Genomic DNA, 18,664 nt, shown 5'->3' with positions numbered 1-18,664 from the left:
CTTTCAGGGGTGGAGCAGGCTGAGGGGGACGCGCGCCTCGACGATGCCGCGGCGCTGCCAGGTGTAGGTGATGACGAGGGAGCCGTCGGCGACGGCGGCGGCCGGGTAGGAGTACTCCCCGACGCCGGTCGTCTCCACGCCGGCGTCGGCGGGGGAGAAGGACCTCGGCGGTGGCAGCGCGGGCCGGCGGCGGGTGTCGTCGTCGAGCGGGGTGAGCCCGTCCTCGACGACGACCGCCTCGTGCCACGTGTCACCGTCGTCGGGGGAGACGGAGACGACCAGCGGGCAGCGCGCGCCCCAGTCCTCGGCAACCGGGTTGTGTACGCAGGCGACCGCGCCCCCGCCGAGCTCGGCGACGGTCAGCCCCGAGTTGCCGTTGGCGAGGCCGGTCGGCTCCGCGGGGGACCACGTCCGACCCGCATCGTCCGACCGGGAACGGAACGCCGAGCCCTCGGTGCTGCGCAGCAGGGCGTGGACGGCGGTCCCGCCGCGCCACAGCGCCGGCTGGATCACGCCCGCACCGCGCAGCCCGCTGTGGTCCAGCGGCACCGGCGCGGGCGACCAGGTCAGGCCGCCGTCGGTGGACCGGTCGACGAACGCGTCCCAGACGGCCTCGCCGTCCCAGCGCTCGAGCGAGCCGGGCGCGAGCCACGTGCCGTCCGGGAGCAGCAGGGGCGGGTTCTTCACCGGACCCCGGCCGCCGGCGTCGCCCGGCACGAGCTCGGCCGGCTCGGTCCAGGTCGCGCCGCCGTCGGTGGAGCGGCGGAACCACGTCGCCCACCGTGAGATCAGCGGGCCGCGCTTGTAGAACAGCCACAGCGCGCCGTCCGGGCCGTGCGCGAGGACCGGGTTCCAGTGCGCCTCAGGACCCGCGGCGACGACGGACGGCTCGCCCCAGGTGTCGGCACCGGCGGGGCGGTGCGCGAGCCAGATGCGGTTGTCCGGCGTCCCCTCGCGGGTGCCGCCGAACCACGCGGCCACGAGGCCGCCGTCGACCGCCAGCACGCTCGAGGCGTGCGCCTGGCGCCACCCTGGGTGGTCGACGGCGACCCAGCGCCGCGTCACGGACGGATGGATCATCGGGTGAGGATCGGCTCGTCCGCGTTCGAGTCCGTGCTGGACCCGCGGCGGGCACGGCGGGCCCGGCCGATCAGCGGGAGCGCGAGGCTGAGCAGCGCCAGCGCCAGCAGGCCCGCCGAGATCGGCTGCGTCACGAGGATGGACGGGCCGTCGATGATCAGGGCGCGGCGCAGGTTGGACTCCGCCAGCGGCCCGAGCAGCAGGCCCAGGACGACGGGGCCCGGGGGGAATCCGGTGCGCTTCATGACCAGGCCGGCCACACCGGAGGCGAGCATCACCCACACCGTGTAGAGGTTGTTGGTGGTGGTGTACGTGCCCACGACGCAGAAGATGAGGATGCCCACCCACAGGTAGTGGTTCGGCAGGTCCAGCAGCTTCACCATGCCGCGCATGCGCACGAGGCTGATGCCGAGCGAGAGCAGCGTCGCGATGATCATGATGCCTGCGATGCTGATCATCAGGTCCGGGCTGTTGGTGAACAGCGACGGGCCGGGCTGCAGGCCCCAGATGATCATCGAGCCGATCATGACGGCCATGACGGAGTCGCCGGGGATGCCTAGTGCCATGGTCGTGGTGAGCGAGCCGCCGAGGGTGGCGCTGGACGCCGTGTCCGCCGCCGTGAGGCCCTCGAGGGAGCCCTTGCCGAACTTCTCCGGGTGCTTGGACATGCGCTTGGCGCGGTCCCACCCGATGAGTCCCGCGATGTCGCCGCCCGCGGCGGGGACCACACCGACGATCATGCCGATGACGCTGCTGACACCGAAGGGCCGCGCCATCTCCCGGTACTCGGACCGGGTCGGCCACCACCGGCCCAGGCTGGAGATGGGCTTGACGTGGTGCTCGCGGTGGGTGAGGAGCTGGTCGAAGAGCTCGGCGATACCGAACAGGCCGATGATCACCGCGATGAACGGCAGACCGGAGTTGAGGTCGTTGACCCCGAAGACGAACCGCGAGTCCCCGGTGATGGGGTCGCGCCCGACGGTGGCGATGGCCAGCCCGGCGATGCCCGCGAGAACGCCCTTGATGACCGACTTCGAGGAGATCGAGATCATGATCGTCAGGCCGAAGACCACGAGGGCGAACATCTCGGCCGGGCCGAACTCCAGCGCGATGTTGGCCACGGGCCGTGCCGCCACGAGGAACAGCACCATCGAGAGCAGGATGCCGGCGGTGGTCACCATGGAGGAGCTGACCAGGGCGAGGCCCGCCTTGCCCTGTTTCGCCAGCGGATACCCGTCGAGGGTGGTCGCGATGGCGGCCGGCGTCCCCGGCGTGTTCACGAGGATGGACGGGATCCGGTCGCCGTAGTTCGCGCCCACGTAGATGGTCAGGAGGACCGCGAGTCCCTGCACGGGCTCCAGCGTGAGGGTGAAGCCGGAGGCGAGAGCCACCGCCATCGAGCCGGTCACACCGGGGAAGGCGCCGACCAGCGTCCCCACCAGAAGACCGACGAGCAGGCAGATGGCGACGGTCGGATCGATCAGGGCCCCAAGGCCCTCGGCGACGGCGTTCACAGCGGCACCTTCAGGAGTGTGTGGAAGAGCAGGTAGATGAAGCCCGTCATCAGCACCGGGAAGACGATGAGGGTCTTCCAGCCCCGGCCGCCGAAGAGGTAGGTGGCGGCGACGAGGAAGACCGGCGTCACCACCAGGAACCCGAGCACGGGCCAGAGAAGGACGAACGCGACGGAGAGGGCGACGGCGAGCCCGACGCGGAACCAGCCCTGGCGGGTGGCGGCCTCGAGGTCGTCACGGTCGAACGGCGGGCGGAGGACCGCGGCGACGAGCAGGAGCACCCCGAGGGCGAGTCCGCCGAGACCGAGCAGCTCGGGCCACCAGCGCGGGTCGATGCCACCCGTCTCGTTGCGGACCTCGATGGCCCTGGCCAGCAGGAACAGGGCACCGGAGCCCGCGACGGCGATCGCGGCGCAGACGATCTCCAGCCTGCGGGACGGCCGGGCGAGCGGGGCGTGGTCCGCCTCGGCGGCGTCCACCGCCTCGGTCGCCTCATGGGCCAGCAGGTCGTCGGCCGGGGGCGTCCGGTGGTCGACGTGCGGGGCGGGTGCCGGGGCGGCCCCGTCCGGCTGACCGGACGGGGCGACCGGCGTGCCCTTGCGGGAACGGATCATCAGCGGGCTCCGAGGATCTCTCCGAAGCGCTCGTGCTCGGAGTTCACGAAGTCGGTGAACTCGGCCGCGTCGCGGTACACGGGCAGGTTGCCGGCCTTGGTGATGGTCTCGGTGAAACCGTCGGAGTTGGCGGCCTCCTCGATGGCGGACTCGAGCGTCTGGCGGACGTCGTCCGGGAGACCGGCGGGCGCGTAGATGCCGCCCCAGCCGCCGAACTCGAGGTCGAAGCCGGCCTCTGCGGCGGTCGGCACGTCAGGCATGTCCGGGTGGCGCTCGTCGTGGAAGATCGCCAGCGGGCGCACCTGCCCCTCGTTGTAGGCGGTGAGCGTCTCGCCCGCCCCACCCACGGCGGCGTCCACCTGGCCGCCGATGGCCGCGGCGAGAGCGGGGGCGCCGCCGTCGAACGGGACGGACGCGAGCTGCGCGCCCGTCTCGTCGGCGAGACCGAACGCGGCCGCCTCCCAGATGGAGCCGGCGCCGGAGTTGGCGACGGCGAGCTCCTCGGACTTGGCTGCCTCGACGAAGTCCTCGAGCGTCTGGTACGGGCTGTCGGTCGGCACCGAGAGGATGCCCGGGGCGAGCATGATCTGCCCGAGGAAGTCGTAGTCCGCCGGGTCGACGTCGAAGTTCTGGTGGCTCAGCATCGCGATCTCCACCGGGACGAAGCCGATCGTGTAGCCGTCCGGCTCCTGCTCGGAGACGAACTGCATGGCCGTCGAGCCGGAGGCGCCCGGGCGGTTCTCGACGATGATCGAGGTGTCCAGGATGGGCTCGAGCTCGGCGACGAGCGCGCGGGAGCTGAGGTCCGAGCCGCCGCCGGCGGCCGCCTGGACGATGAAGTTGATGTCCTTCTCGGGGTAGCCCGACGCCTGGCCGTCCTCGGTGGCGTCGGTGCCTCCGGCGTCACCGCCGGAGCAGGCGGCGAGGACGAGGGCCATCGCGGAGAGGGCGGCGGCCGAGGTGAGACGGGTGCGGATCATGGTTGTACAACTCCTTCGTCGGTACAGCGGGGGGTTCGCTCCGCCGGATCGGCGGAGGAGGGGTCACGGGGTGGAGATGAACCGGGTGTAGGCGGCGAGCATGCGAGCCCGCGAGCCGTCGATGTGCTGGCGGAGCGCCGGGGCCACCGTGGCGTGGTCGCCGGCCGCGACGAGCTCGAGCAGGTCAATGTGGTCGCGGTGGATGGGGGCGAGGTCGCGGTCCTCGGCGTTGGTGACCGAGAGCATCCCCGCGAAGGTGGGGCGGTACTGCTGCCAGATGCTGGCGAGCCGGCGGTGGCCGGAGTGGGCGTAGAACGCCGTGTGGAAGTCGAGGTCCGCCTCGGCGAACCCGACGGGGTCGGCCCGTTCGGCCGCGGACCCCATCCGCTCCAGCGCCGAGCGCGCGTCCCCCAGGTCGGAGCCGGACTCCATGCAGAGCCGCACGGCCTCGGCCTCGAGGACCTGCCGCAGCAGGTACAGCTCCTCGATGTCGTCGCCGCTCAGGCCGATGACGAACACGCCGCGGCGGCGGGACTCGACGAGACCCTCGGTCTCGAGCTGCCGCAGGGCGTCACGCACGGGGCCGCGGCTGACGTCGAAGCTCTCCGACAGCTGGCTCTCCACGAGGTGCGTCCCGGGCTGGAGGTCTCCGGTGATGATCAGCCGCCGCAGGTGGTCGACCACGTGCTGGCCGAGCGCCGGAGGGGGCGGGATGGTGCCGGCGTTACGCAGGGCGCTGTTCACAGGCATCCGGGCCTCCTCGTTGAGAAATCGATTACTCGGTTAACCGTTGACGGTGAACATAGACGGTCGCGCCCACCCAGCGCAAGCCCCCCGATCCACGGCGGATCGCGTGGGACCACGCCGGGCGGCCTGCCGGACCTACAGTGACGGCGACGAAAGGGGTGGCGGATGGCCACGATCGTGGAGGTCGCGGCGCTCGCCGGGGTGTCGACGGCGACCGTGTCGCGCGTGCTCAACGGCAAGAACGTGCGGGCGGACCTCGCTGAGGCGGTCCAGCGCGCCGCGGCGGAGCTCGGCTACACGCCGGACCGCACCGCCCGTTCCCTCCGGCGCCGCCACAGCGACGTCATCGCCCTGGTGCTGCCGGACATCGAGAACCCCTTCTTCACGTCCGTCGCCCGCGGCGTCGAGGACCTCGCGCAGGAGGCCGGCCTCTCGGTGGTGCTGTGCAACACCGACGAGGACCCGGCCAAGGAGGAGAAGTACCTGGCCATCGCGGACAGCGAGAACATGGCGGGCGTGCTGCTGGCACCCGCGACCGCCACCCCGAACCTGCGGCCGCTGCTCGAGCGCGGGCGCGCGGTGGTCGTGCTGGACCGTGCGGTCGACGCACCGGTGGATCAGGTGCTCTTCGACAACGTCGATCTCGGGCGCCGCGTCACCGCCGCCCTGCTCGGCCGGGGCTACCGGCGCATCGCCTGCATCAGCGGTCCGGCCGGCACCAGCACGGCCGACCAGCGTGCCGACGGCTGGCGCCAGACTCTCGTGGAGGCGGGACTGGACGCCGCCGAGACCCTGCTCGTGCGGGCGAGTTTCCGCGTCGACGGCGGACGGCAGGCGATGAGCGAGCTGCTCGACCGCGACGAACCCCCGGAGGCCGTGGTGGCCACCAACAACCTCGTCGGCGTCGGCGCCCTCCAGGTGCTGGCCGGGAGGAACGGTGCGCGCCCCGGCGTCGGCGTCATCGGCGACCTGCCCTTCGTCACCTCCCGGACGGACGACATCACCCTGCTCCCGCTGCGCCCGCGCGCCATGGGCCTGACCGCCGCCCGCCTGCTGGCCGACCGGATCAACGGGCTGGCCGAGCCGCCCCGGACGGTGCTCGCGGAGGTCGCCGAGCCGGTGGGACCGGGAGCGATCTTGCACCTGTAATCGATTTCTGACACGCTCCCCGCCATGCGAAGGAGCGCGTTCCTCGGTGTCGACATCGGCACCTCCAGCAGCAAGGGCGTGCTGGTCCTGCCGGACGGCGACATCCTCCGGACGGCGTCCCGCCAGCACACCGTGCACCGGCCCGCGCCCGGTCACGTGGAGATGGACCCCGAGGTGTGGTGGGAGGAGTTCGTCGGCCTCGCCGGTGAGCTGACCGCCCCGGGCGACGTCGACGTCGCGGCCGTCGGGGTGAGCGGCATGGGCCCGTGCGTGGTCCTCACCGACGCCGACGGCGCGGTCCTGCGCCCGGCGATCCTCTACGGGGTGGACACCCGCGCGTCGGCGCAGATCCAGCGCCTCGACGCCGAGCTCGGGCGTGAGACGATTCTCGACCGCGCCGGCTCGGTGCTCTCGAGCCAGGCCGTCGGCCCGAAGATCGCGTGGGTCCGGGAGCACGAGCCCGAGGTCTACGCCCGCGCGCGCCGGCTGTTCATGCCCGCGTCCTGGCTCGCCCACCGGCTCACGGGCGAGTACGTGCTGGACCACCACTCGGCGAGCCAGAGCACGCCGCTGTACGACACCCGCGCGCTCGACTGGTACCGCCCGTGGGCCGAGCACGTCGCGCCGGGACTGGAGCTGCCGAGCCTGCGCTGGCCCGGCGAGCGCGCCGGCGTGACCCGGCGCGAGGTCGCCGGCATCCGCGCGGGCGTGCCGGTGATCACGGGGACGGTCGACGCCTGGTCCGAGGCGGTCAGCGTCGACGCCCAGAACCCCGGCGACCTCATGGTCATGTACGGCACGACGATGTTCCTGATCGCCACGGTGCCCGAGCGGGTCACCACGGAGCTCATGTGGGGCACCGTCGGGGCGTTCGAGGGCACGCACAACCTCGCGGGCGGCATGGCCACCTCGGGGGCGATCACCTCGTGGCTGCGGGACCTGACGGGCGGCCCCGACTACCCGACGCTGCTGGCCGAGGCCGACGCCGCGGGGCCGGGCGCGCGCGGCCTGCTGGCGCTGCCGTACTTCGCGGGGGAGCGCACCCCGATCTTCGACCCGGAGGCCCGCGGCGTCATCGCGGGGCTGACCCTGTCCCACACCCGCGGCGACCTGTACCGGGCGGTCCTGGAGGCGACGGCGTTCGGGGTCCGCCACAACGTCGACGCCCTGCGGGCGGCGGGTGCGAGCATCGACCGCGTGGTCGCCGTCGGCGGAGGCACGCAGGGTGCGCTGTGGACGCAGGTCGTCTCCGACGTCACCGGCCTGCCCCAGACCATCCCCACCCGGACCATCGGCGCCAGCTACGGGGCCGCGTTCCTCGCGGCCCGTCTCGTCGAGGACGTCTCGATGGCCGGCTGGAACCCCGCCGCAGAGGTCCGCGAGCCCGACCCGGGCGCCGCCGTCCTCTACGACGAGCTGTACCGCCACTACCTCGACCTCTACCCCGCCACCCGTGACGTCGTGCACGCGCTGGCACGCATCCAGCACGAAGGAGCCTCATGACCTACACCCTGCCCGCACCCGTCACCGCACGGAGCGTCCCGGAGCGCACCGCCTACCTGGTGCCCAGCGGCGACCTGCGCGAGTCGGCCAACGTGGCCGGCTGGCCCAGTCAGGTCGAGCTCGAGCGCGTCGTCTCGGACGCCCTCGCGGCGCACGGCTGGACCGTGGAGCGCGCGCTCGGCGTCGACCCGCAGACCGGGCACGGCTTCATCTCCAGCCAGCGCATGGGCATGGAGGTCTTCCGCTCCGTCCCCCGCGATGCGCCGCTGATCGTCGCGACGGCGATCTGGCAGTACAGCCACCACGTCCTGGCCGGGCTGCGCACGCACCGCGGCCCGATCCTCACCGTGGCGAACTTCGCGGGGGACTGGCCGGGCCTGGTCGGCCTGCTCGGCCTGAACGCCGGCCTGACGAAGATGGGCCGGCCGTACTCGACCATCTGGACCGTGGACGGGTCCGACGAGTGGTTCCGGGACGGCATCCGCTCCTGGCTGGAGACCGGGACCATCACCCACGACGACAGCCACGTGCGCGACCTCCCACCGCTCGGCCCGGGCCCGGAGAAGGAGCTGGGCGAGGCGCTCGCGGAGCAGCTGCTGGACGAGAAGGCCATCATCGGCGTCTTCGACGAGGGCTGCATGGGCATGTACAACGCCATCATCGACGACGAGCTGCTCAACCCGTTGGGCATCTACAAGGAGCGGCTCTCGCAGTCCGCGCTGTGGGCCGAGATGCAGACGGTCACCGACGCGGAGGCGGACGCGGTGGGCCGGTGGCTCACCGACGCGGGCATGACGTTCCGGACCGGGTCGGACGAGGCCACCGAGCTCACCGAGAGCCAACTGCGCTGGCAGTACAAGATGTACGTCGCCGCGCTGCGGATCAGCGACGACTTCGGCCTGGACGCCGTCGGTATCCAGTATCAGCAGGGCCTGAAGAACCTCGCGCCCGCCTCCGACCTGGTCGAGGGGCTGCTCAACAACGTCGCTCGCCCGCCGGTGACCAGCCGGGACGGCGCCCGCGTCCTCTACGACGGTCAGGCGCTGCCGCACTTCAACGAGGTCGACGAGGGGGTCGCCGTCGACGCGCTCATCACGAACCGCATCTGGACCGCGATGGGCCTGGACCCGGCCAACACCCTGCACGACGTGCGCTGGGGCGAGGAGTACGAGGGCCGGTTCGTCTGGGTCTTCGAGATCTCCGGCTCGGTCCCGCCGTCGCACTTCGCCCGCGGGTACGCCGACGCCGAGGGCTGGCGCCAGGACCCGGTGTTCTTCCCCGCGGGCGGCGCGACCGTCAACGGCGTCTCCAAGCCCGGCGAGATCGTCTGGTCCCGCGTCTACATCGCCGACGGCGCCCTGCATGTCGACCTTGGCCGCGCCAGCGTCGTCGAGCTCCCGGCGGAGGAGACCGAGCGGCGCAAGCAGGCGACGAACCCCGAGTGGCCCATCGCCCATGTCGTCCTCCACGGCATCACGCGCGACCAGTTCATGGCCCGGCACAAGGCCAACCACGCCCAGGTCGTTTACGCCCCGGACGCGAAGACCGCGGACAAGGCCCTGACCGCCAAGGCGGCGATGTTCGCCCGCCTCGGCGTCTCCGTCCACCTCTGCGGGGACGTCACGCCGGCATGAGCCTGAAGGAGACGTGGGCCGACGGCGGGATCGCCTACGGCGTGTGGAGCGCCCTGGACGACCCGGTCGCGGCGGAGATCGTCGGGCGGGCCGGGTTCGACCTCGTCTGCGTCGACCTCCAGCACGGCTTCGCCGGCCCCGGCTCGGCGACGGCGATCCTCGCGGCGCTGCACCGCACGCCGGCCGCGAGCGTGGTGCGGGTGGCCTGGAACGCGCCCGAGCAGATCATGCGCGCGCTCGACCTCGGCGCCGAGGGCGTGATCGTGCCGATGGTGGACGACGCCGAGCAGGCGCGCCGGGCCGTGGACGCCTGCCGCTACGCCCCGGCCGGACGCCGCAGCTGGGGCCCGCTGTGGGGCGACGCGCGCCGCAGCCACCCCGAGCCGGACGAGGGGGACCGCCTCGCCACCTGCATCCTCATGATCGAGACGGCCGAGGGCCTGGCGAACGTCGAGGAGATCGTCCGGGTGCCCGGGGTGGACGCCGTCTACATCGGTCCCAACGACCTCGCCCTCTCCCTCGGGCTCGGCCGGCGGCCCGAGGCGCCCGAGCTGGAGGCCGCCGTCGCGCGGGTCGTCGAGGCGGCACGCGGGGCCGGGGTGGCGGTCGGGATCGACCAGGCCGATCTGGCCGGCGCCCGGAGCCGGGCGCAGCAGGGCATGAACCTGGTCATCGCCGCCCGCGACTCGGTGCTGCTGCGCGAGGCCGCCGACAGCGCGGCCCGGGAGCTGCGTCGAACGGACGTACCCGGCGACGGACACCTGTCCGGCGCCTAGTGCTCACATGGGTCCGGCCGGCAGCGGGCACCGCATGAAGCTGGTCGGCAACTCACTGGTGGCCTCCCGGCTCCAGGCGCTCGACGAGGGCCTCGGCGAGGAGAACGCCTCCGCGATCATCAAGGTGGCCGCCGAGGAGGCGGGCGTCGGCCGCGCCCGCTGACCGGCTCAGTAGCTGGCGCGCGCGCCGTCGTCCGTCGCGGGGACGAAGGCCGCGGCGAGCGCCTCGGAGGCACGCGCGAGCAGCGCCACGTCCGCACCGACGAGCACGAATGACGCGCCGGCCTCGAGGTAGGAGCGCGCGACGGCCTGGTCGAACGCGTTGACCCCGACCGGCTTGCCCGCCGCGCGCACGGCCTCGAAGGCGCGGTGCACCGCCGCGACGACGTCGGGGTGGCTCTGCTGACCGAGCAGCCCCATGGACGCGGAGAGGTCGGACGGGCCGACGAACACCCCGTCGACGCCGTCGACGGCGGCGATCTCGGCGGCCGCGTCGACGCCCTCCGCGGTCTCGATCTGCACGAAGAGCGACACGTGCTCGTCGGCGTCCGCGAGGTACCGGTCGACCCGGTTCCACCGGGCGGAGCGGGCCAGCGCGGACCCGACCCCGCGGCGCCCGCGCGGCGGGTACCGCACGGCCTCGACGGCCGCCCGGGCCTCCTCGGCGGAGGAGATCATCGGCACCAGCAGGTTCTGCGCCCCGAGGTCGAGCACCTGCTTGATGGTCACGACGTCGCCGATGGGCACGCGCACGACCGGGGTGACGGGGTAGGAGGCCACCGCCTGGAGCTGCCCGAGCACGGACTCGAGGCCGTTGGGGGAGTGCTCCATGTCGATGAGCATCCAGTCCAGGCCCGCGCCCGCGCAGATCTCGGCGACGAGCGGGCTGCCCGAGCACACCCAGATGCCCGCCAGCGGGCGGGCGTTCGCGCCCCGGTCTTGCTGCTCCGCCAGGGCGTGGCGGAAGGTCGGCGTCAGGCGAAGCGGCATGAGATCGTCCCCAGCTCTCGGAAGTCGGCGAGCACGGTGTCGCCCGGGTGGACCCACATGGGGCGGGTGAAGGAGCCGGCCAGCACGAGCTCGCCGGCCTCGAGGCGGTCGCCGTGCTGGGCGAGCTTGTTCGCCAGCCAGGCGACGCCCATGGCGGGGTGGTTCAGCACCGCGGCCGCGACGCCGGACTCCTCGATGGTCTCGTTGCGGTACAGCAGCGCCGAGACCCAGCGCAGGTCGACCTCACCGGGCCGGACCGGGTTGCCGCCGTAGACCATCCCGCCCATCGCCGCGTTGTCGCTGATCGTGTCCACGATGGTGCGGCCCTCGAGCTCGATGCGCGAGGAGAGGATCTCCAGCGCCGGGACCACGTACTCGGTGGCCCGGAGCACGTCGAAGACGGTGGCGTCCGGGCCGTCGACCGGCTCGGCCAGCATGAAGGCCAGCTCGACCTCGATGCGCACGTTCGAGAAGCGGGCGTGCTCGATGACGGAGCCGTTCTCGAACACCATGTCGGCGAAGATCGCGCCGTAGTCCGGCTCGTCGATGCCGGTCGCCGCCTGCATGACCTTCGAGGTCAGCCCGATCTTGCGGCCGACCGGCCGGCGTCCGGCCTCGACGGCGCGGCGCCGCCACTCGTTCTGCACGGCGTAGGAGTCCTCGACGGTCATGCCGGGGTGCCGGGCGGTCAGCAGCGGCACCATCGTGCGGTCGCGCTCGGCGGCGGCGAGCTCGTCCGCGATCGCCGCGACGGTCTCAGGCGGCAGCATCCGGTCCTCCTGGGGTGTGGGTGGCCCTGTCGTCGGGGAGCGGGCCGGTCACAGCTGGTGACCGAGCTTGTACTCGCCCTGCTTCCAGCTCGGCATCGACTCCTCGCCCTCCTCGCGGCGGGTGTAGGAGAAGCCGTCGGCCCCGATGGTCACCGCCATCTCGCTGGAGTCGGTGCGCTCGAGAACCGGCTTGGGGTTGCCGTCGAGGTCCAGGACGAGGGACGCCTCGGTGTACCACGACGGCACCACCGGGTTGCCCCACCAGTCGCGGCGCTGGTTGTCGTGGACGTCCCAGGTGACGACCGGGTTGTCCGGGTCGCCCGTGTAGTAGTCCTGCGTGTAGATCTCCACGCGGTGGCCGTCCGGGTCGCGCAGGTAGAGGTAGAACGCGTTGGACACCCCGTGCCGGCCGGGGCCGCGCTCGATGCGGTCGGACATGCGCAGGGCACCGAGCTTGTCGCAGATGGCGAGGATGTTGTGCTTCTCGTGGGTGGCGAAGGCGACGTGGTGCATGCGCGGCCCGTCCCCGCCGGTCATCGCGGTGTCGTGGACGGTCGGCTTGCGGCGCATCCACGCGGCGTAGACCGTGCCCGCCTCGTCCTGGATGTCCTCGGTGACGCGGAAGCCGAGATCCTGCATGAACTTCGTCGCGCGCGGCACGTCCGGAGTGACCTGGTTGAAGTGGTCGAGGCGCACGAGCGCGCCCGGGGTGTAGAGGTCGTAGCGCCAGGCGAGCCGCTCGACGTGCTCGACGTCGTGGAAGAACTCGTACGGGAAGCCGAGCGGGTCCTCCACGCGCACCGAGTCCCCGATACCCTGGGTGAAACCCTCCCGGCGGCGCTCCACGCGGCAGCCCAGCTCGGTGTAGAAGGCCACGGCCTTGTCGAGGTCCTCGGGGCTGCGCACCCGGTACGAGAACGCGGCCACGGCGGCGACCGGCCCCTTGCGGAGCACGAGGTTGTGGTGGATGAACTCCTCGATGCTGCGCAGGTAGACCGTGTTCTCGTCCTCGCTGGTCACCGTCAGGCCGAGCACGTCGACGTAGAAGTCGCGCGAGCGCTGCAGGTCCGTCACGACGAGCTCCATGTACGCGCAGCGCAGGATGTCCGGCGGGGGCGAGCTCGGCGTCGGCACCGGGTTGTCGGTGTGGATGGGCGCCTCCTGGGACACGAAGAATCCGGAGGTGGTTTGGGTCATCTGGTCACGCGTGGTCACGTCAGCGTCCTTGCCTCTCGTTCGGGGGGTGTGCTCAGCGCGGGTCGGGGTCGTCCAGGTCCGTCGGTGCGTGCGGGTCGACCTTGCCGAAGGTGGGGTTGTGCACCTTGCCGAGCGTGATGTGCACGGCCTGCTGGTCGGTGTAGAAGTCGATCGAGCGGTAGCCGCCCTCGTGGCCGAGGCCCGAGGCCTTGACGCCGCCGAAGGGGGTGCGCAGGTCGCGGACGTTGTTGCTGTTGAGCCACACCATCCCCGCCTCGACCGCCTGGGAGAAGTTGTGCGCCCGCTTGAGGTCGTTCGTCCAGATGTAGGCGGCGAGCCCGTACTTCACGCCGTTGGCGAGGGCCAGCGCCTCCTCGTCGGTGTCGAACGGGGTGATCGCGACGACCGGCCCGAAGATCTCCTCCTGGAAGATGCGGGCGTCCGGGGCGACGTCGGCGAAGACGGTCGGGGCGACGTAGTTGCCCGTCGGGAAGCCGTCGGGCCGCCCGCCGCCGGCGACGAGGCGTCCCTCGGTCTTGCCGATCTCGATGTAGCTCATGACCTTGTCGTAGTGCTCGGGGTGCACGAGCGCGCCGACCTCGGTGCGGGGCTCGTGCGGCGGGCCGACGACGACGCGCTTGGCCTGGGCGGCGTAGCGCTCGACGAACTCGTCGTAGATCTCGCGCTGGACGAGGATGCGGCTGCCCGCCGTGCACCGCTCGCCGTTGAGGGAGAACACCCCGAAGATCGTCGCGTCCACGGCGGCCTCGAGGTCGGCGTCGGCGAAGACGACGGCGGGGGACTTCCCGCCGAGCTCCATCGAGAGGCCCTTGAGGTACGGCGCGGCGTTGGCGAAGATGATCTGCCCGGTGCGGCTCTCGCCGGTGAAGGAGATCAGCGGTACGTCGGGGTGCTTGACCAGCGCGTCGCCCGCGTCCTCGCCGAACCCGTTGACGAGGTTGAACACGCCCTTGGGCAGGCCGGCCTCCTCGAAGATGCCCGCCCACAGGGACGCCGACAGCGGTGTGAACTCGGCCGGCTTGAGCACGACCGTGTTGCCGGTCGCCAGCGCGGGGCCGAGCTTCCAGGACTCGAGCATGAAGGGCGTGTTCCAGGGCGTGATGAGCCCGGCGACCCCGATGGGCTTGCGGTTGACGTAGTTGATCTGCCGGCCGGGCACCTTGTAGGTGTCGTCGGCCTGGGCGACGATCAGGTCCGCGAAGAACCGGAAGTTCTCGGCGGCGCGGCGGGCCTGGCCGAGCGCCTGGGTGATCGGCAGGCCGGAGTCGAAGCTCTCGAGCTCGGCGAGGCGGGCGTCGCGTGACTCGACGATGTCGGCGATGCGGTGCAGCACGCGGGAGCGCTCGCGCGGCAGCATCCTCGGCCACGGGCCCTCCACGAACGCGCGCCGCGCCGCCGCGACCGCGCGGTCGACGTCGGCCTTCTTCCCGGCCGCGGCGCGCAGGTAGGTCTCGTTCGTGACCGGGTCGAGCACGTCGAAGGTGTCGCCGTCGGCGGAGTCGACGAACTCGCCGTCGATGTAGTGCTGGATCCGCTCGGGCAGGTCCGCGGGCAGGTAGCGGGCGGCCGTCGCGGTCGTCGGGTCGGTGCTGCTCATGGGGTGCCTCCGGTCAGTGGGCGGTGAGGACGTCGGCCGGACCGGCGTCCTCAGGGTGCTCGTGGGTCAGGTAGGCGGCGAGGGTGGCCGAGCGGTGGCGGCGGGCCGCGCGCTCGACGTCCGCCAGGGGGGCGCCGGCCTCGATGAGGTGGACGATGTGCTCGTGCTCGCGCACGGACTCCTGCGCGCGGCCGGGCACGAAGCTGAACGTCGAGTCGCGCAGGTGGCCCAGCCGGCCCCACTCCGCGTTGACGAGGTCGAGCATGCGCGGGTTCGGGCACGGGGCGTAGAGGATCGAGTGGAACTTCTGGTTCAGCGCCGTGAACGAGCGGGGGTCGAAGTGGTCGAGCGTCTCGACCATCAGGCCGTTGACCTCCCGCGCCCGGCGCAGGTCCTCGGCGGTCAGGTGCGGTGCCGAGAGCGCGGTCGCCGCCCCCTCGAGGATCGCCAGGGCCTCCATGCTGTGCCGGTACTGGGAGTCGTCGATCATCGACACGTGCGCGCCGACGTTGCGCTCGAACGTGACCAGGCCCTCGGCCTCCAGCTGGCGGATGGCCTCGCGCACCGGCACGACGCTCATGTCGAGCTCCGCCGCGATCGAGGCCAGCACCAGGCGGTAGCCCGGCGTGAACTCCTGGTTCGCGATCCGCTCCTTAAGCCAGTGGTAGGCCCGCTGCGACTTGCTCGGGGCGGGCGCCGCCGTCTCGGTCACCTCTTCGCGCGCCATGCGTCGTACCTCGCTCTCCACTCGGCGTTCATCGGGAACAGTCCGTCGACCGGGTGCCCCGCCGCGACCTGCTCGGCGATCCACGCGTCCTCGTCCTCCTGGGCGAGGGCCGCGTCGGCGACCTCCTCGGCGAGGGCCGGGGGGATGACGACGACGCCGTCCCGGTCACCGACGACGAGGTCGCCGGGCTGCACGGTCGTCCCGCCGCAGGCGATCGTCACGTCCGCGTCCCACGGCACGTGCCGGCGGCCGAGCACGGCCGGGTGCGCACCCTTGCTGTACACCGGGATGCCGACGGCGGCCACGGCGTCGTGGTCGCGCACGCCGCCGTCGGTGACGATCCCGGCGGCCCGGCGGGCGTGGGCGCGCAGGGCGAGGATGTCGCCGAGGGTGCCCGACCCCTCCTCGCCGCGGGCCTCGATGACGACGACCTCGCCCTCGCCGACGGCGTCGAACGCCCGCTTCTGCGCGTTGTAGCCCCCGCCGTGGCTGGCGAACAGGTCCTCGCGGTTGGGCACGAACCGCAGGGTGCGGGCGGTGCCGACGAGCTTGGCCTCCGGGTGCATCGGCCGCACGCCGTCGACGGTGACGTTGTTCAGGCCCCGCTTGCGCAGCTGCGCGCTGAGCCCCGCCACCGGGGCCTTCACGAGCTTCGCGCGCAGCTCCGGCGTCAGGCGGAACGGCTCAGGGTCCGGCTCCAGGCCGGCGGCGGCGCGCGACCCCCACGCCTCGGTCCGCTGGACGTCGTCCACGGCCGGCAGCGATCCCAGGGCGCCGTCGAAACCGTGCCCGCCCTGGGTGACGGTGGTGACCAGCCGGCCCGAGCTGAGGGCGCCGGGCGCCCCGGGGGCGTCGACCTCGACCTCGACGACGTCGCCGGGGACGACGACCGAGGAGCCGGCGGGGGTGCCGGTGAGAATGACGTCGCCCGGCTCGAGCGTGAAGTGCTGGGAGAGGTCGGCGATGAGCTGGGGGAGCGGGAAGATGAGCCCGGCCGTGGTGTCGTCCTGGCGCAGCTCGCCGTTGACCCAGGTGCGCAGCCGGAGCGCGGCAGGGTCGACCGTGCGGGCGTCGACGAGGGAGGGGCCGACGGGGGTGAAGCCGTCGCCGCCCTTGGAGCGGACGTTGGAGCCCCTGTCGTTCGCGCGCAGGTCGTACAGCCCGAAGTCGTTCGCCGCCGTCACCCACCCGACGTGGTCCCACGCCTCGGCGAGGTCGACGCGGCGGGCTGCCGTGCCGATGACGAGCGCGATCTCGCCCTCGAAGGCCAGCAGCTCGGTGCCGGCCGGCCGCTCGACGGTCGCGCCGGAGGGGGCGACCGAGCTCGACGGCTTGAAGAAGTAGGAGGGATGGGCAGGGCGGCGACCACGCTGGTCCGCGCGTGAGGCGTAGCTGAGGTGGACGGCGACGATCTTGCCCGGACGCCCCGGCAGCCCCGAGAACCGCTCGTCCGTGCCTGCGCCGATGGTGATGTCTTCAGTCATGAGCTCCTTCGCCCCTTGCTTTGTATTCGAAATCGTATATCATCGTCCACCACGAGGCAAGCCGGAGTGCTCGGCGGCCACTGACAGCGACGTCGGAACGACACAGGAGTCAACTGATGAGCACCATGAACGACAGCCGGGACCTGACGCCCCCCGCGCACTCGCCCGACCTCGCCGACCGGCGGCGCGTCGTCTTCGCCACCGTCATCGGTACGACGGTCGAGTGGTACGACTTCTTCATCTACGCCTTCGCCGCCGGGCTGGTCTTCGGTGAGATCTTCTTCGCCGGCCTGGGCGAGAACAGGCTGCTGCTCTCGTTCGCGACCGTCGGTGTGAGCTTCCTCTTCCGCCCCCTCGGCGCGTTCCTCGCCGGCCACCTCGGCGACCGGTACGGCCGCAAGGTCATCCTCATGGTGACCCTCATCCTCATGGGGCTGGCGACCTCCCTGATCGGCCTGCTGCCGACGTACGCCACGATCGGGGTCGCCGCGCCGGTCCTCCTCGTGCTGCTGCGCATCATCCAGGGCGTCTCGGCCGGCGGCGAGTGGGGCGGCGCGGTCCTCATGGCGGTCGAGCACGCTCCGGGCAGGCGGCGCGGGCTGTTCGGTGCGGGACCCCAGACCGGTGTCCCGCTCGGTCTGCTGCTCGCCTCCGGCGTCATGGCGCTCATGGCGATGATCGCCCCCGGCGACGCCTTCCTCGAGTGGGGCTGGCGCATCCCGTTCCTGCTGAGCGTCGTCCTCATCCTGGTCGGCTACTACGTGCGCCGGAAGGTCGAGGAGAGCCCGGTGTTCGCGGAGCTGGCCGAGCGCAAGCAGGAGGCGCAGATGCCGATCCTGCGCCTCTTCCGCAGGCACACCGTCCTCGTGGTCGTCGCAGCGCTCGTCTTCGCCGGCAACAACGCGGTCGGCTACATGACGACCGGCGGGTACATCCAGAACTACGCGACGAGCCCGGAGGGCCCGCTCGGGCTCGACCGTGGCCCGGTGCTGTGGGCCGTGACCGGCTCCGCCGTGACGTGGCTGATCTCGACGATCATCGCCGGCGCGGTGTCAGACCGGCTGGGTCGGCGCACGACGTACGTCCTGGGCTGGATCCTGCAGCTGGTCGGCGTGCTCGCGCTCTTCCCGCTGGTGAACACCGGCGACGTCGGGCTGCTGTTCGCGGGCCTCGCGCTGCTCACGCTCGGCCTCGGCTTCACGTACGGCCCGCAGGCGGCGCTCTACGCGGAGCTCTTCCCGGCCTCGATCCGGTTCTCGGGCGTGTCGATCTCCTACGCGATCGGCGCCATCGCCGGCGGGGCCTTCGCCCCGATGATCGCCGCCGCGCTCGTCCAGGCGACGGGCTCCACCACGGCGGTCACCCTGTACCTCGCCGGGATGACCCTCGTCGGCCTCCTCGCGACGCTGGTGCTGCGTGACCGCAGCGGCATCCCCCTCGGGCCCGACCACGAGGCGGAGCAGCAGGTGAGCCCCATCCGCGGGCTCTCGAAGGTCTGATCCGCCCCGGCGCCGACCCGCCGCCGCGACCCCGGCGTCCGTCCCGGCGCCGGGGTCGCGGCGACGGCGCCGGCCGTGTGAGCGGCGGCCCCCACCTGAGGGGTACCACCGGTAAGTGGTCCTGCGCAGCGGCAGTGCTTCTAGGACGACTTGATCTGCCCAGGAGCACTTACCGACAGAGTGCAGAGGCGGCTCGGGGCGTAGGAACACTGACCGGCCGGGGGCTGCGCCCCGCTCGCCGCACAGGAGCACGGACCGGCCGGGGGCTGCGCCCCGCTCGCCGCACAGGAGCACGGACCGGCCGGGGGCTGCGCCCCGCTCGCCGCACAGGAGCACGGACCGGCCGGGGGCTGCGCCCCGCTCGCCGCACAGGAGCACGGAC

At 72.4% G+C, this 18,664-nt stretch carries 17 protein-coding genes; 6 read left to right on the top strand and 11 right to left on the bottom strand.

Features of this window, described 5'->3' with window-relative positions:
- Nucleotides 1-3: 3 nt before the first annotated feature.
- The 5 genes from ABD774_RS09965 to ABD774_RS09945 form a co-directional block, all read right to left on the bottom strand.
- The gene (locus ABD774_RS09965) at nucleotides 4-1,080 is read right to left on the bottom strand and encodes a sialidase family protein (RefSeq protein ID WP_345040487.1); all 1,077 of its coding nucleotides are present in this window, start codon (nucleotides 1,078-1,080) and stop codon (nucleotides 4-6) included.
- Entirely contained in the window at nucleotides 1,077-2,594 is a 1,518-nt protein-coding gene (locus ABD774_RS09960) for a tripartite tricarboxylate transporter permease (protein WP_345040485.1), read from the bottom strand. Before ABD774_RS09960 ends, ABD774_RS09965 begins: the two co-directional genes overlap by 4 nt.
- A complete protein-coding gene (locus tag ABD774_RS09955) occupies nucleotides 2,591-3,208 on the bottom strand; it encodes a tripartite tricarboxylate transporter TctB family protein (protein WP_345040482.1) in 618 nt (205 codons plus the stop codon). The genes ABD774_RS09960 and ABD774_RS09955 overlap by 4 nt, the downstream gene beginning before the upstream one ends.
- Complete coding sequence (locus tag ABD774_RS09950) at nucleotides 3,208-4,188, bottom strand: tripartite tricarboxylate transporter substrate binding protein (RefSeq protein WP_345040480.1); 981 nt, start codon at nucleotides 4,186-4,188, stop codon at nucleotides 3,208-3,210. Before ABD774_RS09950 ends, ABD774_RS09955 begins: the two co-directional genes overlap by 1 nt.
- A gap of 63 nt (nucleotides 4,189-4,251) precedes the next feature.
- Nucleotides 4,252-4,938, bottom strand: coding sequence for a GntR family transcriptional regulator (locus tag ABD774_RS09945; RefSeq protein WP_345040478.1), 687 nt, complete (start codon nucleotides 4,936-4,938; stop codon nucleotides 4,252-4,254).
- A 162-nt stretch (nucleotides 4,939-5,100) separates the two neighbouring features.
- On the opposite strand from ABD774_RS09945, the gene ABD774_RS09940 reads away from it, so the two are divergent.
- Genes ABD774_RS09940 through ABD774_RS09920 form a run of 5 tightly spaced genes read left to right on the top strand, consistent with a single transcriptional unit; the run spans nucleotide 5,101 to nucleotide 10,160 of the window.
- Nucleotides 5,101-6,084 (top strand): LacI family DNA-binding transcriptional regulator, encoded by a 984-nt coding sequence (locus tag ABD774_RS09940; RefSeq protein ID WP_345040476.1) that lies wholly within the window; start codon nucleotides 5,101-5,103, stop codon nucleotides 6,082-6,084.
- A 24-nt stretch (nucleotides 6,085-6,108) separates the two neighbouring features.
- Nucleotides 6,109-7,587, top strand: coding sequence for an FGGY-family carbohydrate kinase (locus tag ABD774_RS09935; RefSeq protein ID WP_345040473.1), 1,479 nt, complete (start codon nucleotides 6,109-6,111; stop codon nucleotides 7,585-7,587).
- Nucleotides 7,584-9,221, top strand: a complete 1,638-nt coding sequence (locus ABD774_RS09930) for a fucose isomerase (RefSeq protein WP_345040470.1) — start codon at nucleotides 7,584-7,586, stop codon at nucleotides 9,219-9,221. The genes ABD774_RS09935 and ABD774_RS09930 overlap by 4 nt, the downstream gene beginning before the upstream one ends.
- Nucleotides 9,218-9,997: an HpcH/HpaI aldolase family protein gene (locus ABD774_RS09925; protein WP_345040466.1), complete on the top strand. Its 780-nt coding sequence runs from the start codon at nucleotides 9,218-9,220 to the stop codon at nucleotides 9,995-9,997. Before ABD774_RS09930 ends, ABD774_RS09925 begins: the two co-directional genes overlap by 4 nt.
- Nucleotides 9,998-10,031: 34 nt before the next feature.
- On the top strand, nucleotides 10,032-10,160 hold the full coding sequence (locus tag ABD774_RS09920) for a hypothetical protein (RefSeq protein ID WP_345040464.1): 129 nt from the start codon (nucleotides 10,032-10,034) through the stop codon (nucleotides 10,158-10,160).
- 5 nt (nucleotides 10,161-10,165) lie between these two features.
- Here ABD774_RS09920 and ABD774_RS09915 read toward each other — a convergent pair whose 3' ends face one another.
- The 6 genes from ABD774_RS09915 to ABD774_RS09890 are packed head-to-tail and all read right to left on the bottom strand — an operon-like array spanning nucleotide 10,166 to nucleotide 16,783.
- Complete coding sequence (locus tag ABD774_RS09915; protein WP_345040462.1) at nucleotides 10,166-10,987, bottom strand: HpcH/HpaI aldolase family protein; 822 nt, start codon at nucleotides 10,985-10,987, stop codon at nucleotides 10,166-10,168.
- Entirely contained in the window at nucleotides 10,972-11,757 is a 786-nt protein-coding gene (gene hpaH / locus ABD774_RS09910) for a 2-oxo-hept-4-ene-1,7-dioate hydratase (protein WP_345040459.1), read from the bottom strand. Before hpaH ends, ABD774_RS09915 begins: the two co-directional genes overlap by 16 nt.
- Nucleotides 11,758-11,805: 48 nt before the next feature.
- Nucleotides 11,806-12,972, bottom strand: a complete 1,167-nt coding sequence (gene hpaD / locus ABD774_RS09905; protein WP_345040457.1) for a 3,4-dihydroxyphenylacetate 2,3-dioxygenase — start codon at nucleotides 12,970-12,972, stop codon at nucleotides 11,806-11,808.
- A 34-nt stretch (nucleotides 12,973-13,006) separates the two neighbouring features.
- Nucleotides 13,007-14,572 carry a 5-carboxymethyl-2-hydroxymuconate semialdehyde dehydrogenase gene (hpaE, locus tag ABD774_RS09900; protein WP_345040455.1) on the bottom strand — a complete coding sequence of 522 codons (1,566 nt, stop codon included), beginning with the start codon at nucleotides 14,570-14,572 and terminating at the stop codon, nucleotides 13,007-13,009.
- 13 nt (nucleotides 14,573-14,585) lie between these two features.
- Nucleotides 14,586-15,299: a GntR family transcriptional regulator gene (locus tag ABD774_RS09895; RefSeq protein ID WP_345040452.1), complete on the bottom strand. Its 714-nt coding sequence runs from the start codon at nucleotides 15,297-15,299 to the stop codon at nucleotides 14,586-14,588.
- On the bottom strand, nucleotides 15,281-16,783 hold the full coding sequence (locus ABD774_RS09890) for a fumarylacetoacetate hydrolase family protein (protein WP_345040450.1): 1,503 nt from the start codon (nucleotides 16,781-16,783) through the stop codon (nucleotides 15,281-15,283). The genes ABD774_RS09895 and ABD774_RS09890 overlap by 19 nt, the downstream gene beginning before the upstream one ends.
- A gap of 116 nt (nucleotides 16,784-16,899) precedes the next feature.
- Here ABD774_RS09890 and ABD774_RS09885 point away from each other — a divergent pair, with 116 nt between their 5' ends.
- Nucleotides 16,900-18,282: an MFS transporter gene (locus tag ABD774_RS09885; RefSeq protein WP_345040448.1), complete on the top strand. Its 1,383-nt coding sequence runs from the start codon at nucleotides 16,900-16,902 to the stop codon at nucleotides 18,280-18,282.
- The last annotated feature ends 382 nt before the right edge of the window (nucleotides 18,283-18,664 follow it).

Source organism: Georgenia daeguensis (assembly GCF_039537705.1).
In the GTDB taxonomy this organism is placed as follows: Bacteria; Actinomycetota; Actinomycetes; order Actinomycetales; family Actinomycetaceae; genus Georgenia; species Georgenia daeguensis.
Note: the sequence above shows the minus strand (reverse complement) of the source record. Positions and strands in the feature narration are given on the sequence as shown.

Excerpts from the sequence above, each read along its gene's own strand:
- ABD774_RS09965 (WP_345040487.1), bottom strand. The coding sequence starts at position 1,080 with ATGATCCATCCGTCCGTGACGCGGCGCTGGGTCGCCGTCGACCACCCA.
- ABD774_RS09955 (WP_345040482.1), bottom strand. The coding sequence starts at position 3,208 with ATGATCCGTTCCCGCAAGGGCACGCCGGTCGCCCCGTCCGGTCAGCCG.
- ABD774_RS09950 (WP_345040480.1), bottom strand. The coding sequence starts at position 4,188 with ATGATCCGCACCCGTCTCACCTCGGCCGCCGCCCTCTCCGCGATGGCC.
- ABD774_RS09945 (WP_345040478.1), bottom strand. The coding sequence starts at position 4,938 with ATGCCTGTGAACAGCGCCCTGCGTAACGCCGGCACCATCCCGCCCCCT.
- ABD774_RS09940 (WP_345040476.1), top strand. The coding sequence starts at position 5,101 with ATGGCCACGATCGTGGAGGTCGCGGCGCTCGCCGGGGTGTCGACGGCG.
- ABD774_RS09935 (WP_345040473.1), top strand. The coding sequence starts at position 6,109 with ATGCGAAGGAGCGCGTTCCTCGGTGTCGACATCGGCACCTCCAGCAGC.
- ABD774_RS09930 (WP_345040470.1), top strand. The coding sequence starts at position 7,584 with ATGACCTACACCCTGCCCGCACCCGTCACCGCACGGAGCGTCCCGGAG.
- ABD774_RS09925 (WP_345040466.1), top strand. The coding sequence starts at position 9,218 with ATGAGCCTGAAGGAGACGTGGGCCGACGGCGGGATCGCCTACGGCGTG.
- ABD774_RS09920 (WP_345040464.1), top strand. The coding sequence starts at position 10,032 with ATGAAGCTGGTCGGCAACTCACTGGTGGCCTCCCGGCTCCAGGCGCTC.
- ABD774_RS09915 (WP_345040462.1), bottom strand. The coding sequence starts at position 10,987 with ATGCCGCTTCGCCTGACGCCGACCTTCCGCCACGCCCTGGCGGAGCAG.
- hpaH (WP_345040459.1), bottom strand. The coding sequence starts at position 11,757 with ATGCTGCCGCCTGAGACCGTCGCGGCGATCGCGGACGAGCTCGCCGCC.
- hpaE (WP_345040455.1), bottom strand. The coding sequence starts at position 14,572 with ATGAGCAGCACCGACCCGACGACCGCGACGGCCGCCCGCTACCTGCCC.
- ABD774_RS09895 (WP_345040452.1), bottom strand. The coding sequence starts at position 15,299 with ATGGCGCGCGAAGAGGTGACCGAGACGGCGGCGCCCGCCCCGAGCAAG.
- ABD774_RS09890 (WP_345040450.1), bottom strand. The coding sequence starts at position 16,783 with ATGACTGAAGACATCACCATCGGCGCAGGCACGGACGAGCGGTTCTCG.
- ABD774_RS09885 (WP_345040448.1), top strand. The coding sequence starts at position 16,900 with ATGAGCACCATGAACGACAGCCGGGACCTGACGCCCCCCGCGCACTCG.